Source organism: Streptomyces sp. NPDC059398 (assembly GCF_042751845.1).
Taxonomy (GTDB): domain Bacteria; phylum Actinomycetota; class Actinomycetes; order Streptomycetales; family Streptomycetaceae; genus Streptomyces.
Map to the genome: position 1 here is coordinate 22,259 of NZ_JBHYWP010000016.1, position 14,693 is coordinate 36,951.

The window sequence follows — 14,693 nt, forward strand, 5'->3', positions numbered from 1 at the left end:
CTCTCAAGGCCGGGGTTGAAAAGATGTCCTCAATCGCCGGACGTGCTGGGTTGTGACGGCACCCCCTAACCAGCCCCTCCCAACCAGCCCCCTCCCAACCTCGCACCCATTACCCAGAAAGCCGCCGATGACCCAGACCTCCGTAGACGCCGGCACCTACGAGGTGCTCAGGGACCGGCTGGCCGGGCAGGCCGCCGAACTGGCCCGCAGGGCCACCGCCCTCAACGCCCGCCGCACCGAGACCTTCGGCTCCACGGAGCTGGCCCTCACCGGTACGGAACAGCTCCGTACCGACAGCGACCGCGTCCCCCGCGACACGGTCGCCGTCCGCGGCCGTCTGCTCATCGGCTGCGACATCCCGCCCGGCCGGAAGCAGACGTCCGAGCCCGCGGACGTCTTCGCGCTGCACGACACCGCCCTGAACAGGCTTCCCGACACCGATGTGCCCGGCCTGCTCGACGACCCCGCCTTCATCAGGGAGTTCACGGAGCTCCACCGCTACTACCGCGACGCCCGGCTGCTCCAGCTCCGCCACATCGACGGCAGACTGCTCGCCGTCTTCCGTACCGGTGAGACCGCCGACGACATCCGCGTGCTGCGCTGGGCGCTCGCCGCCGACGGCAGCGTCGGGTACCTCGACGCACGCGGCGACCGCGACCACGTACCCCCGCCGCCGGACGACCTCGAATGGACCCCCACCACCCGCCAGGACCATGTGCCGGGCCGCCACCCGCACATCGCCCTGCCGGGCGGCGTGTATGTGACGACGGCCGGCGGTTCGCTCACCGTCAAGGACGAGGACAACACCGAGGCGGCCGAGGGGATCTGGTCCGAGCCGGTCGACGAACCGCTCCAGTCGCTCGCCGACGCCGAGGTGGAGTACGCCCGCGCCGGAGCCCTGCTCCTGCTGCGCGTACGCCCGTACAAGGAGGAGCACCCGCGCCATCTGGTCTTCAACACCGTCACCCGCACCGTGGTACGCCTCGACGGCATCGGGCAGGGCTGCCGCAGCCTCCCCGAGGACCAGGGGATCATCTTCCCCGGCGGATACTGCCTGGCCACCGGCGCGTACAAGACCTTCGCCCTGGACACGGCGGGTCTGGCGTTCGAGCGGCTGATCCGCTCCCCGAACGGTGAGGACGTGCTGTACGTCTTCCACGCCCCCGCGGCCGGCCGCACCCTGCTCCTGCCGTACAACCTGATCCGCAAGGAGACCGGGACCCCGCTCGGCTGCCGGGGGTACGCGCTCTTCGACGACGGCACCCTCATCGTCCTGCGCGGCGACTCCGACGAGCCCGCCCGCGTCCACCCGCTCCAGCGCTGGCGCTCCCCGTACGTCTCGGACACCTGCGCCGACGCGGTCCCGGCGGGCGAAGGGCCCCTCACCCGGATCGGCAACGCCGACCTGGTGCGCGGGATATCCGACTGCCTGTCGCTGGCCCGTACCGTCACCGAGAACACCGAGCCGACCACGGGTGTGTACGAGACGCTGCTCGCCTCCTGCGTACGGGCCGCCGACACCCACCACTGGCTGGGCGACGAGTCCACCGGCGACCTGCTGGAACCGCTGGACGGGCTGCGCACCACGGCCGGGCAGGTGCTCGCCGAGTTCGAGACCGTCCGGACGCTGACCCGGGAGGCCGCCGACGCGCTGGACGCGGCCGCGGCGCGGGTCGCCGCACTGGTGCGCAGGGCCCGCGGTGAGGCGCCCGGTGCGGCCGCCGAGTGGGTCACCCGGCTGACCGAACTGCGCGGCGCCCATGGGCAGGTGCTCACGCTCAAAGAGCAGCGGTACGCCGACACCGACCGCATCGACGCACTCGCGGACGAAGTGGCGGCGGACATCGCCTCGTTCGCCCAGCGCGCCGTCGGACAGCTGCGGGGCGACGACGCCTTCGCCGGGTACCACGAAGAGACCGGACGGCTCACCGCCGAAGCGGAGGCGATCGCCACCGTGGCCGGAGCCGCACCGGTCACCGAACGCCTCGACGAACTGGCCGATGGGCTGCGTACCGTCACCGAGGTCGTCACCGGGCTCGACATCGGCGACGCCACGGTCCGTACCTCGGTCCTGGAACGGATCGCCGAGGTCGTCGGCGGGGTCAACCGCGCCCGCGCCACGCTCGAAGCGCGCCGCCGGGAACTGCTCGGCCACGAGGGGCGCGCCGAATTCGCCGCCGGGCTGGCCGTGATCGCCATGTGGGTCACCGCGGCGCTGGCCGCGGCCGGCACCCCGGAGAGCTGCGACGACCAGCTCGCCGGGCTGCTGCTCCGGGTGGAGGACCTGGAGTCCAGGTTCGACGGTTCGGACGAGTTCCTGGCCGAGCTGGGTGCCCGGCGGACCGAGGTGTACGAGGCGTTCTCGGCGCGCAGGCAGACCCTCCAGGACGAGCGCGCCCGCCGCGCCGAGCGGCTCGGCGCCTCGGCCTCCCGGGTCCTGGAGACCCTCGCCCGCCGGGCGGCCTCGCTCGGCTCCGCGGACGCGATCAGTACGTTCTTCGCCTCCGACCCGCTGGTCGCCAAGGTCGGCCGCACCGCCGACGAACTGCGCGGACTCGGCGACCGGGTCGGGGCCGACGAACTGGCGGGCCGGCTCAAGGCGGCCCGCCAGGAGGCGGCCCGAGCGCTGCGCGACCGCACCGATCTGTACGCGGACGGCGGCGGCACCATCCGGCTCGGCCGGCACCGCTTCGCCGTCAACGCGCAGCCCCTGGACCTGACCCTGGTGCCGTACGGCGGCCCCGGCAGCGGCGGTGACAGTGACAGCGGCGGCGCCGGTCTTGCCTTCGCCCTCACCGGTACCGACTACCGCTCCCCGGTCACCGATCCGGCGTTCGCCGCCTGCCGCCCGTACTGGGGCCGCACCCTGCCGTCCGAGTCACCCGCGCTCTACCGGGCCGAGTATCTGGCCGCCCGGCTGCTCGCCGAGCAGGGGCCCGACGCACTCGCCGCCGCCGAACTCCCCTCACTGGTACGGCAGTCGGCCGAGGCCGCGTACGACGAGGGGTACGAACGCGGAGTCCACGACCACGACGCCGCACTGATACTCGGCGCGCTGCTGCGGCTGCACACCGGGGCCGGACTGCTCCGCTTCCCGCCGCGGGCCCGCGCCGCGGCCCAGCTGTTCTGGGCGCACTCCACGACGGAACCGGCACGGCTGGCCTGGACCCGCAGGGCCGTGTCGATGGCTCGCGCCCGCGAGACCTTCGGACTCGCCCCGGCCATCACGGAGTGGCAGGCCGAACTGGCTGGCGTGATCGGAGGACCGGAGGCGCCGCAGGCCGCCGAGTACCTCTTCGAGGAGCTGACCGGCGGCCCCGAGGGCTTCGTCACCCACACGGCGACCCGCACCCTGCTCGACGATTTCCGCCGGGCCGTGGGGACTTCCGCCTACGACGACGACCTCAAAGGGATCGGCGACGACGACCTGACGGCCCGCCGCCAGCTCGTGGAGAACTGGCTCGGCGCGTACGCGAACTCCGGCGGCCAAGGCACCCGCCCCGGAGGCCCGGTGCCGACGGGGGCCCTGGCCGAGGCGGTCGCCGTCGAGCTCTGCCCGGAGCTGCCGCGCTACGAGTCGGCCGCGCCGCTGGCCGCGAGGGTGGAGGGGCTGCTCGGCACCCATCCGCGCATCGAGGGCCGCGGACTGACCGTCCGTATCGACGAACTCATTCCGGCGGCAGCCGAGTTCCACCGCACCGAGGTCCCCGGATTCCGCGCCTACCAGCGGCAGCGCACCGCCCTGGTCGCGGCCGAGCGCGCACGGCTGAGGCTGGACGACCACCGCCCCCGCGTCATGCCGTCGTTCGTACGCAACCGGCTCATCGACGAGGTCTACCTCCCGCTGATCGGCGACAACCTGGCCAGACAGATCGGCACCGCGGGCGACACGAAACGCACCGACAGCAACGGTCTGCTGCTGCTGGTGTCGCCGCCCGGCTACGGCAAGACCACGCTCGTGGAGTACGTGGCCGACCGGCTCGGGCTGGCCCTGGTCAGGATCGACGGCCCGGCGCTCGGCCACCGGGTCACCTCCCTGGACCCGGCGCAGGCGCCGGACGCCACCGCGCGCCAGGAGGTCGAGAAGATCAACTTCGCGCTGGCCGCGGGCAACAACACCCTGCTGTACCTGGACGACATCCAGCACACCTCACCCGAACTGCTCCAGAGGTTCATCCCGCTCTGCGACGCCCAGCGCAGGATCGACGGCGTCAGGGACGGCGCCGCACGCAGCTACGACCTGCGGGGCAAACGCTTCGCGGTCTGTATGGCGGGCAACCCGTACACCGAGTCGGGGCAGCGCTTCCGGATCCCCGACATGCTGGCCAACCGGGCCGACGTCTGGAACCTCGGCGATGTGCTCACCGGCAAGGAGGACGTCTTCGCGCTGAGCTTCGTGGAGAACGCGCTCACCGCGAACCCGGTGCTGGCCCCGCTCGCGGCCTGGCACCGCGACGACCTGGGCCTGCTCGTACGGCTGGCGTCCGACGATCCGACCGCACGCCGCGACCGGCTCCAGCACCCGTGCCCGGCGGGGGAACTGGACCGTGTCGTGGCGGTCCTGCGCCATCTGCTGACGGCCCGCGCCACGGTGCTCGCGGTCAACGCCGCCTATATCGCGTCGGCCGCCCAGTCGGACGCGGCCCGCACCGAGCCGCCGTTCCGGCTCCAGGGCTCGTACCGCAACATGAACAAGATCGCGGCACGGATCGACCCGGTGATGAACGGCGCCGAGCTGGCCGCTGTGATCGACGACCACTACCGGGGCGAGGCCCAGACCCTGACCAGCGGCGCCGAGTCCAACCTGCTGAAACTGGCCGAGCTGCGCCAGACCCTGACGCCGGAACAGGCGGCACGCTGGGCGGAGATCAAGGCGGCCGATGTCCGCGCCAGGACCCTGGGCGGCGGACCGGAAACCGATCCGCTGCCGCGCGCGGTGGCGGCGCTGGGGCTGCTGGCCGACCGGATCGCGGCGGTGGAGTCGGCGATCAGCCGGGCGGCCGACACCCGGTAGCGGAGTTTTCGCAGCCCAACCCGCGTACGTCAGTTCAGTGCCGCGTCTCTTCGGGTGAAGTCGCGATGCGGGACCCATCCCAGCGGGCAGGCATTGCGAAGGACCACACAAGAGGGCCCGCGCAATCCGGCCCTGGAGTGCTCCTACGGAAGGGTTTGTGTCCATCATGTCTCGAATCGTGCGGATGACCGTGCTGTCTGCCATCGCCGCCGCCACCGTGCTGGGGGGTGCGTCGGTCGCCTCCGCGGACAGCGGTGCGGAGGGCGCGGCCATCGGCTCGCCCGGTGTGCTCTCCGGCAACGTCGTCCAGGTCCCGGTCGACCTCGGTCTCAACGTCTGCGGCAACAGCGTCGACGTCATCGGCCTGCTCAACCCGGCCTTCGGCAACACCTGCGTGAACGGCGGGCACGGCCGCGACCACGGCCGTGACCACGGTCGCGAGCACGGCCACGGTGGCTGGAACCACGGCTGGGACCACGGTCGCAACCACGACTGGAACTGACCGCGGTCATTCGCGGCAGGCAGTGAACACCGCCCCCCGGAGGAAGACGCCGAATCGGCCCTCCGGGGGGCGGTGCTGTCTGCCACCAGTTGCGGGCTACCGGCTACCGGCTACCGGCTACCGGCTCATGACGTGCTCACCTCGGCCGAGAACCAGTCCACGCTCATCCCCGCACCGGAGCTGATGTCGGCCCCCGGGGAGGTGCAGCCGCAGACCTTGTCCGGATACGAGCCGCCGATCGCCACGTCGAAGATGGCGAAGAAGCCGTGGTCGACCGCGGCCTTCCAGGTCGCGTCGGACACCTCGTTCTGGTTGACCACGAAGGTCTGGACGCCGTCGAGAGAGAAGCGCAGCTGCTCGGCCGACGCGTTCGTACGGTCCACGACCACCGAGTACGTGTGGTAGCCGGACTGGCAGCCCGTGCAGGTCTGCAGACCGCTGCTGATCCCGTCCGGGTCGTGGCACTCGCCCGCCCACTGGCCGCAGTGGAAGGTCGTGGAGTGCTGGCTGAGCGCGTTGACGTCCTCCATGATGTCCAGCTCGCCGATACCGGGCCAGTTGGTGGCACCGGCAGGACGTGCGTCCGCGCCCATCGCCCAGAAGGCCGGCCAGTAGCCGAGTCCGCTCGCCGGGTCGGGCTGCTTCAGGGAGGCGCTGAGCTGGAGCTGGCCGCCGGCCGGTGCGGCGAAGTCGGTGCGCTGGGTCTCCACCCGGCCGGACGTCCAGTGCCCGGACGCGTCCCGTAGCGGCTTGATCACCAGATGGCCCGAGCCGTCCTGGTAGACGTTGTCGGTCGAGTCCGTCGATGTCTCGATCTCGCCGGTGCCCCAGTTCGCGGCGCCGCCCGGGTAGCCGGTGCCCTTGTCGTAGAGCCAGTCGGACGTGTTGAGGCCCGTTCCGGCCGCGCCGTCGAAGTCGTCCCTGAACACCGTGGTCCAGTCGGCGGCGGCCGTACGGGACCCGGCGGCCGGTTCGCTCGCCGCCGCGGTACCGGTGAGCCCGGCGGGGCCCGCCAGGCCGGTGAGTCCGGCCAGCGGCAGGGCGAGCGCGGCGAGCACGGTCAGCAAGCGGCGCCGGGGGCGGTGTGCGGGGCGGCGACCGGGGTGGCGCTCGGGGCCGCGGGAGGTGCCGGGGGACGAGCCGGGGAAGGCGATCCTGTTCATCTGGGCTGCTTCCGTGGGGGGCGTGGGGGTGGGAGCGCACTGCGGGGGAGCGGCGTGGGGGCGCGCGGGTGAGGCTGCCTGAGAGCGCTCTCAGCCGCCTTCCGAACGACTGTCGGGCACGGTGGCCGACCCGTCAAGGGGCGTGCCGCGTTCATCCCCTGAAGCCAACGGGGTGAGATATCCGGCCAGTTGCCGTACGGCGTTCCGCTGTCGATGCCGGGTGGGCGGCCGGGGCGCCGGATCGGGTGAAGCGCGTACAGACCATTGACGGACCGGACGAACTCTGAGGCCATGTACATGTCACTTCGTTCTGTCACCCGTGCGCGGGTGCACCCGTACGTCCGTGCACTCGTTCACCCATGGCATACGTGCATCCATGACAGCGACTCGGGAGGGCTCATGAACGTCAACCGGAGATCGGTACTGAAACTGGCCGGAGCGGGCGCGGTGGCCGCCGGTGCCGGCACGGTGGCATCGGCCACCGGCGCCGCAGCGGCCACCGGGGGCGGCGTCGCCGCCGGAGCGGTGCGTACGGAGCCGAGACCGCGCCCCGGATCGGCCGCGGCCGCCGCCAGGGCCGCCGCACTCGTCGCGAAGATGACCCTGGACGAGAAGATCGCCCTGCTGCACGGGCAGGGCTGGTCCCCCAAGGGCGTGGGGTACGCGGGCCGGGTCCTCGCCAACACCCGCCTCGACATCCCGGCCCTGTATCTCGGCGACGGCCCCAACGGGGTGGGCAACGGCTCGAAAGGGGTGACCCAGTGGCCCGACTGCAAGACCCTGGCAGCGACCTGGGACCCGGAGACGGCGCGGGCCTACGGTGACGCCTACGCCGCCGAGCAGGCGGCCAAGGGGCACAACATCGCCCTGGCGCCCTGTATCAACATCCTGCGCGTCCCCTACTGGGGGCGGTCGTTCGAGACCTTCACCGAGGACCCGTACCTCAACGCGGAGCTGGCGGCCCGGGTCGTCGAGGGCATCCAGACCCACCCGGTGATGGCCACCGTGAAGCACTTCGCGGCCAACAACCAGGAGACCCTGCGCGGCTCGATCGACGTGGTGGTCTCGCAGCGCGCCCTGCACGAGATCTACTACCCGGGGTTCCGCGCCGCCGTCCAGCGCGGCGGCGCCGGAGCCGTGATGACCTCGTACAACAAGGTCAACGGCGCCTGGTCGCACGAGAACCGCACCGCCGTCCAGGACACCCTGCGCGACTCCTGGGGCTTCGACGGACTGGTGATGTCGGACTGGGGCGGCACCCACAGCACCGTGCTCACCGCCCGCGCGGGCTCCGACATGGAGATGCCCGGCTCCACCTACCTCGGCGACAAGCTGAAGGACGCGGTCACGGCGGGCACGGTGAGCACCGCCACCGTGGACACGATGGCCGTCCATGCGCTCACCGCCATGTACCGGACCGGGCTCTTCGACCACCGGCTGCCGGACCCGGCGACCGTGCTCACCGAGGTCGTCAGCAGCGAGGCGCATCTCGGGCTCGCGCGCAGTATCAGCATCCAGGGCAGTGTGCTGCTGAAGAACGAACGGGTGCTGCCGTTCGCCCGCCCCGCGTCCGTCGCGGTCATCGGCGCCGCGGCCGACGCCGGGGCCCGTACGCACGGCGGGGGTTCGGGTTCCGTCACCGCCAACGGCGCTGTCGTCACCCCGCTCGCCGGCATCAGGGCGCGGGCCGGGGACATCCCGGTGACGTACACCGAGGGCCCCGCGGGGGCGGCCGAAGCGGCGCGTGCGGCGGATGTGGCTGTCGTCGTCGCGGGCGACTACACCAGCGAGGGCTCGGACCGCACCACGCTCGCCCTGCCGGACGGCCAGGACGAGCTGATCGCGGCGGTCGTCGCGGCCAACCCCCGTACGGTCGTCGTCCTGAACACATCGGGCGCGGTCCTCATGCCCTGGCTCGACGGCGCCGGAGCCGTCCTCGCCAACTGGTACGGCGGACAGGAACAGGGCAGTGCCCTGGCCGCGATGCTCTTCGGCGACGCCGAGCCGGGCGGCCGGCTGCCCGAGACCTTCCCGGCATCCGAGCAGCAGGGCCCGGCGAAGACGACCGCGCAGTACCCGGGCGACGGGACGCAGGTCTACTACGACGAGGGGCTCGCGGTGGGCTACCGCTGGTATCAGAGCTCCGGCGAGCAGCCGCTGTTCCCCTTCGGCCACGGCCTCTCGTACACCACGTTCCGGCTGTCGGACCTGCGCCTCGGCCGGTACGGGGACGGCTACCGCGCCACGGTCCGGATCCGCAACACCGGTCACCGCACCGGCAGCGAGGTGGTCCAGCTGTATCTGACGGCGCCCGCGGCGGCCGGTGAACCGGCCCGGCAGCTCAAGGCGTTCCAGAAGGTCACCCTGGAGCCGGGCGAGCGCAGGACGGTCCATCTCGACCTGGACCGTGAGGCGTTCGCGGTGTGGCTGACGGCCGGGACCGGGTGGACGGTGGTGCCGGGGACCTACACGGTGTCGGTCGGCCGGTCGTCGGCGGACCTGCCGCTGGAGAGGAAGGTCCGGGTCGGCTGAGGCCCCCTCCGGCGCGCACGCCCTTGCCCATACTCTGGTGCCCGCCGGACCCTGCTGGGGCCCGGCGGACAGCAGAACGGCGAGCGACGGAACGGGGCGTGCGGTGACGACGGGGGACGTGAACGGCGGGGAGCTGGTCGGCAGGGTGCTCGGGGGGCGGTACCGGGTCACCGCGCCGATCGGGCGCGGTGGCATGGGGGTGGTCGCACGGGCGGTGGACCAGCTGCTCAGCCGGGAGGTCGCGGTCAAGATCCTGCGCGCCTACACCGACGCGTCCGGGGCCGAACTGGCCGATCTGCGGGCCCGGATGCACCGGGAGGCGCAGGCCGCGGCCCGCATCCGGCACCCCGGAGTGGTCACCGTGCACGACGTGACCGAGGAGCAGGGGCTGCCGGTCATCGTGATGGAGCTGGTCGACGGGCCCTCGCTGGACGACGTACTGACGGAGCGCGGCACCCTCGCACCGCGGGAGGCCGCGGAGATCGGTGCCCGTCTGACGGACGCGCTCGACGCGGCCCACCGGGTGGGCGTCCTGCACCGGGACGTCAAGCCGGGCAATGTCCTCCTGGAGCGCGGCGGCCGGGTGGTGCTCACCGACTTCGGCATCGCCAGCATGGAGACGGCGGGCGACGGCGCCCTGGACAAGCTGACGCGCAGCGGCGAACTGGTCGGCTCCCTCGACTATCTGCCGCCGGAGCGCGCCCAGGGCATGGACCCCGGCCCGGCGTCGGACATCTGGGCGCTGGGGATGACGCTGTACGCGGCGGTGGAGGGCGCGGCGCCGTTCCGCCGTACGTCGGCGTGGTCGACGCTGGCCGCGATCGTCACGGAACCGCTGCCGGAACCGCGGCGGGCCGGGCCGCTCGCCCCGGTGCTCCGGGCGCTGATGGCGAAGGAACCGGCGGACCGGCCCACGGCGGACCAGGCCCGCCGGATACTGGAGTCGGTCGCGGCGGGCCAACCACATCCGGCCCCGCCGCCCGTGGGTTCCGGTCCGGCGCCCGGCGGTGACACTCCGGCGCCGTACCAGCAGCAGTACGAGCAGCAGGAGCAGCAGCACGCCCGGCAGCAGGACTCGTACGCACATGACCAGCCTCCGTACGGGAACGCGCAAGCGCCGTACGGGAGTTACGGTCCGGCGTCCGGTCCGGCCCCCGGCTCGGCGTCCGGCCCGCCCGACCAGCCGTTCCCACACCCGTTCCCGCAGCCGGGCCCCCGTACGGCCGAGGCGTCCCGGACCGGCGGCCACCGCACCGCGGCCGTACGCACCCGGCGCCGTGGCCGTACCGTCGCCGCCGCGGTGGCCGCCGTGGTGATCGCCGGAGGCGGTGCCACGTACGCCGTCATGACGCACCAGGGCGGCAGCGGCGGGGAGACGCGGGCGGCGGGCTCGGCGGCGCCCGGCTCGGCCGGCAGCCTGCCCAGCGCGGACGGGATGGCCAACGGCACGACGATGCCCGGCGCTTCGGCCTCCGCGCGCTCCCACGGGAAGCGGAAGCCGTCACAGACCCCCGTACGGCGGACCGGCCGGTCACCGGGGGCCGGCGGCGCGGAAAGCTCCCCTGCGGGACCCACCGCGAAGCCCGGCGGCGCGGGCGGCGGGGGAAGCGCCGGAACACCGCCGGGCACCCCGGCGCCTCCCGCCACGAAACCGTCCTCGGTGTCGAAGAGCTGCGGCGGCTGGAACCACCAGGACCCGAACCCCGGCTCGTACGCCGCCATGGCGGGCAGCTACCACCTGGAGACCGGGCCGTACCAGTCGTGCCCGGCCGTGGCGCTGGCCAAGTCGGGTGTGAAGGTCTGGTTCCACTGCTACGTCACCAACGCGTACGGCAACCGGTGGACCTACGTCCGGATCGCCGGTACGAACACATCGGGCTGGATGTCCAACGACAACTTCACCCGGCAGAGCGGCCCTTCGACGCGCTGCTGACCCGGACACCCGGACACCCGGGAGCCCGGACATCCGGACCGCCGTCCGCCCGTCTCAGGGCCGCGCGGGCGCTGCTCCCGGCTGAGCGGGCTGGAGGATGGAGAGCGGGGCGCTGGTGGGCGGGACGAGGTACTTGGCCAGATAGGCGGGCCTGCCGCCGAGCTGCGCGGTCTGCGTGATGATGAGCAGCGGATCGCCGGGACGCAGCCCGAGGAGCTTGCCGCGGGTGGCTCCGGCGACGCCGGCGGTGATCGTGCACTCGCCGGGGCCGAAGACCGGGCCGAGCATGCCGATCATGGCGCCGAGCAGGGTGCGCGGACTGTCGTGCAGCTCCTGCACCCGGTCGGCCACCACGGGGGACAGCGCGCGCAGCTCGGAACCGCACGCGATGTGCTCCTGGACGAGGGCCAGTTGCTCCCCCTCCCGGGACAGCCGGGTCTCGCAGAACCAGGCGTTACTGCCCTCTTCGAGACCAAGTCCCTGTAGTACGAAGTCGGTTGTGCGCTGGAGGTTCATCTCCAGACGCTCGGCGCGCACGGGCCGGCCGGGCGTGGCCAGCGTGTCCTCGAAGGGCTGCAGCTGTTCGAGGCCCTGGCGCGGAAGGGTCTGGCTGACGAACCGTCCGACCCCGCGACGGGTGCGGATGAGGCCGTCCTCCTCCAGGAGCATGAGCGCCTCGCGGACCACCGTACGGCTCACTCCCAGCCGGGCACCGAGGTCGGCCTCCTTGGGCAGGGCGGAGCCCAGCGGGAAGACCTGGTCCCGGATGCCGTGGGCGAGGCGTGAGTAGACCGCCACCCGTAGCGGCTGGCCGACGGAGACGGTCATGGGTTCGGCCAGAAACCCGTCAACGCTGGGGACGGTGGGGACAGCCACGGCACACCTCGCTCGCTACTGGTGGTCCGGTCCATCTAACCAGAGGACCATCGGGGCTAGACGCATGTCGGACCGAGAGGTATAACATCTCACATCAGCCAAGAGTGTGACTCACTGTAACGATGAGGTTCCTTGTGAACACAGGCAGTCCGGGCAGCAGCTCAGGAATCAGAGACCCAAAGCCGCTGGAACAGGGCGAAACGACGCTTCTGCACGGCAAGAAGGCTGCTGTCCTGGTGGCGACGCTGTTGCTGAGCGTCATCGCCTTCCAGCTGAACGCCAGCATGATCACCCCCGCGCTCCCCGAAATGGCGCGCCGCCTCCATGGCAGCGTGGACGGGATAGCCCAGGTCTCCTCGCTGTTCTTCCTGGCCGGAGCGATCACGGGCGTCGTCCTGAGCCGCGTCAGCGACTTCTGGGGGCGCCGCCGGGTCCTCATCGCGGTGCTGACCGTGACCGCCGTCGGCACAGTCCTCTGCCTGGCCGCCCCGAACCTCCCGGTCCTGCTCACCGGCCGCGTACTGCAGGGCGCCTCCAGCGCCGCCTTCCAGATCTCGTACGTCGTCCTCAACGAACGCCTCAGCAAGAAGCTCTTCGCCACCGCGCTCGGCGTGATCACCGCGATCAACGGCGGGGTCGGCGGAGTGGACGGCCTGCTGGGCGGCCGGCTCTCGGACGCCTACGGCTACCGGTCGATCTTCGCCGTCATCCTGGTGATCGGCGTCGCCGCCACGGTCTGTGTGGCGTTCGTCCTGCCCGGGGACGGGGAGCCGGAGCGGGGCCGGATGGACTGGTGGGGCGCCGCCACCCTGTCGGTCGCGCTGTACTGCGTCACGTACCTCGTCTCGCACGGCTTCGCCGACGGCTGGCACAGCGCGAGCACCCTCGGCTATCTCGCGGGCACCCTTGTCTCGGCCATCGCCTTCGGCATGGTGGAGCGCCGCAAGGCGGTCCCGCTGATCGCCCTGAAGCACCTCAAGTCCCGGCAGGTCTGGCCGGTCATCGCGACGACCGTGATCTCGCTGTCCGGGATCTTCGCGGTCATCAACTTCACGGTGGTCGTGATCAGTCAGAACCCGAAGACCGGCTTCGGTATGACGGCCACCGAGTCGTCACTCCTCTATCTGACGCCCGCCGCGCTGATCGGCCTGGCAGCCGCCCCGATGGCCGGCTGGCTCGCCGACCGCCGGGGCTGGCTCCTCACCCTCCGGTCCGGGCTCGTCCTGAGCATCGCGGCCCTGTGTGTCATCGCCGTCTATCCGCTGGAGAAGTGGACCGTCTTCGCGGCGGTCGCCTTCCTCGGCATCACGTACAACGGTCTCGTCCTGACCACCGTGAACGGCCTGGGCGTCCTGAACTCGCCCAAGGAGGCGCCCGCCGCGCTGCCCGGACTCAACAGCGCCGCCTTCGGGATCGGCGCGAGCACCGGCATCGGCATCGTCGCCCCGTACGCGGCCCGCGCCACCCACACCGGCTACAGCACCGCCCTGTGGATATCCGTGGGGATCAGCGTCCTGGCTCTGGTGGCCAGCCTCTTCATCACCCGCCGTACGGACTGACGGCCCGCACCGCGCCCTACGTACAGCCCGCACCGAATCCGCGCCGAACGCCTTCCCCTTCCCCCGCCCCTCCCGGGCACCGACGTGCCCCGACCCCAAGGAGCCTCCACCATGGCAGCCCAGCCGCTCTACTTCGACTGCGACACCGGCATCGACGACTCGATGGCGCTCGCCTACCTGCTGGCATCGCCCGAGATAGAGATAGTCGGCATCGGTACCGTCAGCGGCAACGTCGACTCCACCCAGGCGGCCCGCAACACCCTGGCGCTCACCCAGCTCGCCGGGCGCGCCACCATCCCGGTCGCCGTCGGTGCGGCAGACCCCCAGGCCGGTACGTACGCGGGCTCCGTGCCGCACATCCACGGCCACAACGGCATCGGTGACATCACGGTGCCCGACTCGGCGCAGGCGGCCGTCGCCCAGGACGCCGCCGACATGATCATCGAGCTCGCCCGCGCCCACCGGGGCACCCTGCGGCTGCTCACCACCGGCCCGCTCACCAACGTCGCCGAAGCGCTCCGCCGTGAGCCCGAACTCCCGTCGCTGGTCCAGGACATCACCATCATGGGCGGCGCGGCCCACCAGAGCGGGAATGTCTCGCCTGTCGCCGAGGCGAACATCCACAACGACCCCGAGGCCGCCGCCGAGGTCCTCGCCGCGCCCTGGGACATCACGCTCGTCCCGCTCGACGTCACCCTCGCCCACACCCTTGAGGAATCGGACCGCCAGGCCCTCCTCGACTCGGGCCGCCCGCTGCCCGTCGCCCTCGGCGAGATGATGGACCTCTACTACGGCTTCTACCTGGAGACGTTCGGCCGCCGCTGCTGCGCGGTGCACGACCCGCTGGCGGCGGCCATCGCGGTCGGCGGTGTGGTGCCCACGCTCGCGCCCGTGGTCGACGTCGTGGTGGACGCCACCCAGGGGCCGGGGCGCGGCCAGACCATCTGCGACCTGCGCGGTCAGTTCCTCAACTACCCTGCGCAGGAGGGTGCCCACTGCCGCGTCGTACTGGAGGCGGGCCCGGACTCCGCCGCCCATCTCGTCCAGCGGCTGCTGACCCTCTGAGCCCCTGAAGTCCCCGGACTCCCGGCGGAGGGACCGGAGTCCGCCGCGC

The 14,693-nt window shown here is 72.3% G+C and carries 8 protein-coding genes; 6 read left to right on the forward strand and 2 right to left on the reverse strand.

The genetic code is table 11. The annotated features are described in order from the left end of the window. The first annotated feature begins 127 nt into the window (after nucleotides 1–127). Together ACFXBC_RS08480 and ACFXBC_RS08485 are read left to right on the forward strand one after the other, a co-directional pair. Nucleotides 128–5,014 carry a DNA repair ATPase gene (locus tag ACFXBC_RS08480; protein WP_385020203.1) on the forward strand — a complete coding sequence of 1,629 codons (4,887 nt, stop codon included), beginning with the start codon at nucleotides 128–130 and terminating at the stop codon, nucleotides 5,012–5,014. A gap of 166 nt (nucleotides 5,015–5,180) precedes the next feature. After that, nucleotides 5,181–5,516: a chaplin gene (locus ACFXBC_RS08485; RefSeq protein ID WP_385020206.1), complete on the forward strand. Its 336-nt coding sequence runs from the start codon at nucleotides 5,181–5,183 to the stop codon at nucleotides 5,514–5,516. 125 nt (nucleotides 5,517–5,641) lie between these two features. Here ACFXBC_RS08485 and ACFXBC_RS08490 read toward each other — a convergent pair whose 3' ends face one another. Next, complete coding sequence (locus ACFXBC_RS08490) at nucleotides 5,642–6,679, reverse strand: glycoside hydrolase family 16 protein (protein ID WP_385020209.1); 1,038 nt, start codon at nucleotides 6,677–6,679, stop codon at nucleotides 5,642–5,644. Nucleotides 6,680–7,078: 399 nt separating this feature from the next. Here ACFXBC_RS08490 and ACFXBC_RS08495 point away from each other — a divergent pair, with 399 nt between their 5' ends. Further along, on the forward strand, nucleotides 7,079–9,211 hold the full coding sequence (locus ACFXBC_RS08495; RefSeq protein ID WP_385020212.1) for a glycoside hydrolase family 3 C-terminal domain-containing protein: 2,133 nt from the start codon (nucleotides 7,079–7,081) through the stop codon (nucleotides 9,209–9,211). Between the two features lie 103 nt (nucleotides 9,212–9,314). Next, nucleotides 9,315–11,144: a protein kinase gene (locus ACFXBC_RS08500; RefSeq protein WP_385020215.1), complete on the forward strand. Its 1,830-nt coding sequence runs from the start codon at nucleotides 9,315–9,317 to the stop codon at nucleotides 11,142–11,144. Between the two features lie 54 nt (nucleotides 11,145–11,198). Here ACFXBC_RS08500 and ACFXBC_RS08505 read toward each other — a convergent pair whose 3' ends face one another. Beyond that, complete coding sequence (locus ACFXBC_RS08505) at nucleotides 11,199–12,020, reverse strand: GntR family transcriptional regulator (RefSeq protein WP_385020219.1); 822 nt, start codon at nucleotides 12,018–12,020, stop codon at nucleotides 11,199–11,201. 134 nt (nucleotides 12,021–12,154) lie between these two features. On the opposite strand from ACFXBC_RS08505, the gene ACFXBC_RS08510 reads away from it, so the two are divergent. Beyond that, entirely contained in the window at nucleotides 12,155–13,579 is a 1,425-nt protein-coding gene (locus tag ACFXBC_RS08510) for an MFS transporter (RefSeq protein WP_385020222.1), read from the forward strand. Nucleotides 13,580–13,690: 111 nt separating this feature from the next. Next, complete coding sequence (locus ACFXBC_RS08515) at nucleotides 13,691–14,644, forward strand: nucleoside hydrolase (protein WP_385020225.1); 954 nt, start codon at nucleotides 13,691–13,693, stop codon at nucleotides 14,642–14,644. Nucleotides 14,645–14,693: the final 49 nt, after the last annotated feature.

What these genes read in the sequence shown, in the direction of transcription:
- ACFXBC_RS08515 (WP_385020225.1), top strand. Translation starts at nt 13,691, where the DNA reads ATGGCAGCCCAGCCGCTCTACTTCGACTGCGACACCGGCATCGACGAC.
- ACFXBC_RS08480 (WP_385020203.1), top strand. Translation starts at nt 128, where the DNA reads ATGACCCAGACCTCCGTAGACGCCGGCACCTACGAGGTGCTCAGGGAC.
- ACFXBC_RS08485 (WP_385020206.1), top strand. Translation starts at nt 5,181, where the DNA reads ATGTCTCGAATCGTGCGGATGACCGTGCTGTCTGCCATCGCCGCCGCC.
- ACFXBC_RS08495 (WP_385020212.1), top strand. Translation starts at nt 7,079, where the DNA reads ATGAACGTCAACCGGAGATCGGTACTGAAACTGGCCGGAGCGGGCGCG.
- ACFXBC_RS08490 (WP_385020209.1), bottom strand. Translation starts at nt 6,679, where the DNA reads ATGAACAGGATCGCCTTCCCCGGCTCGTCCCCCGGCACCTCCCGCGGC.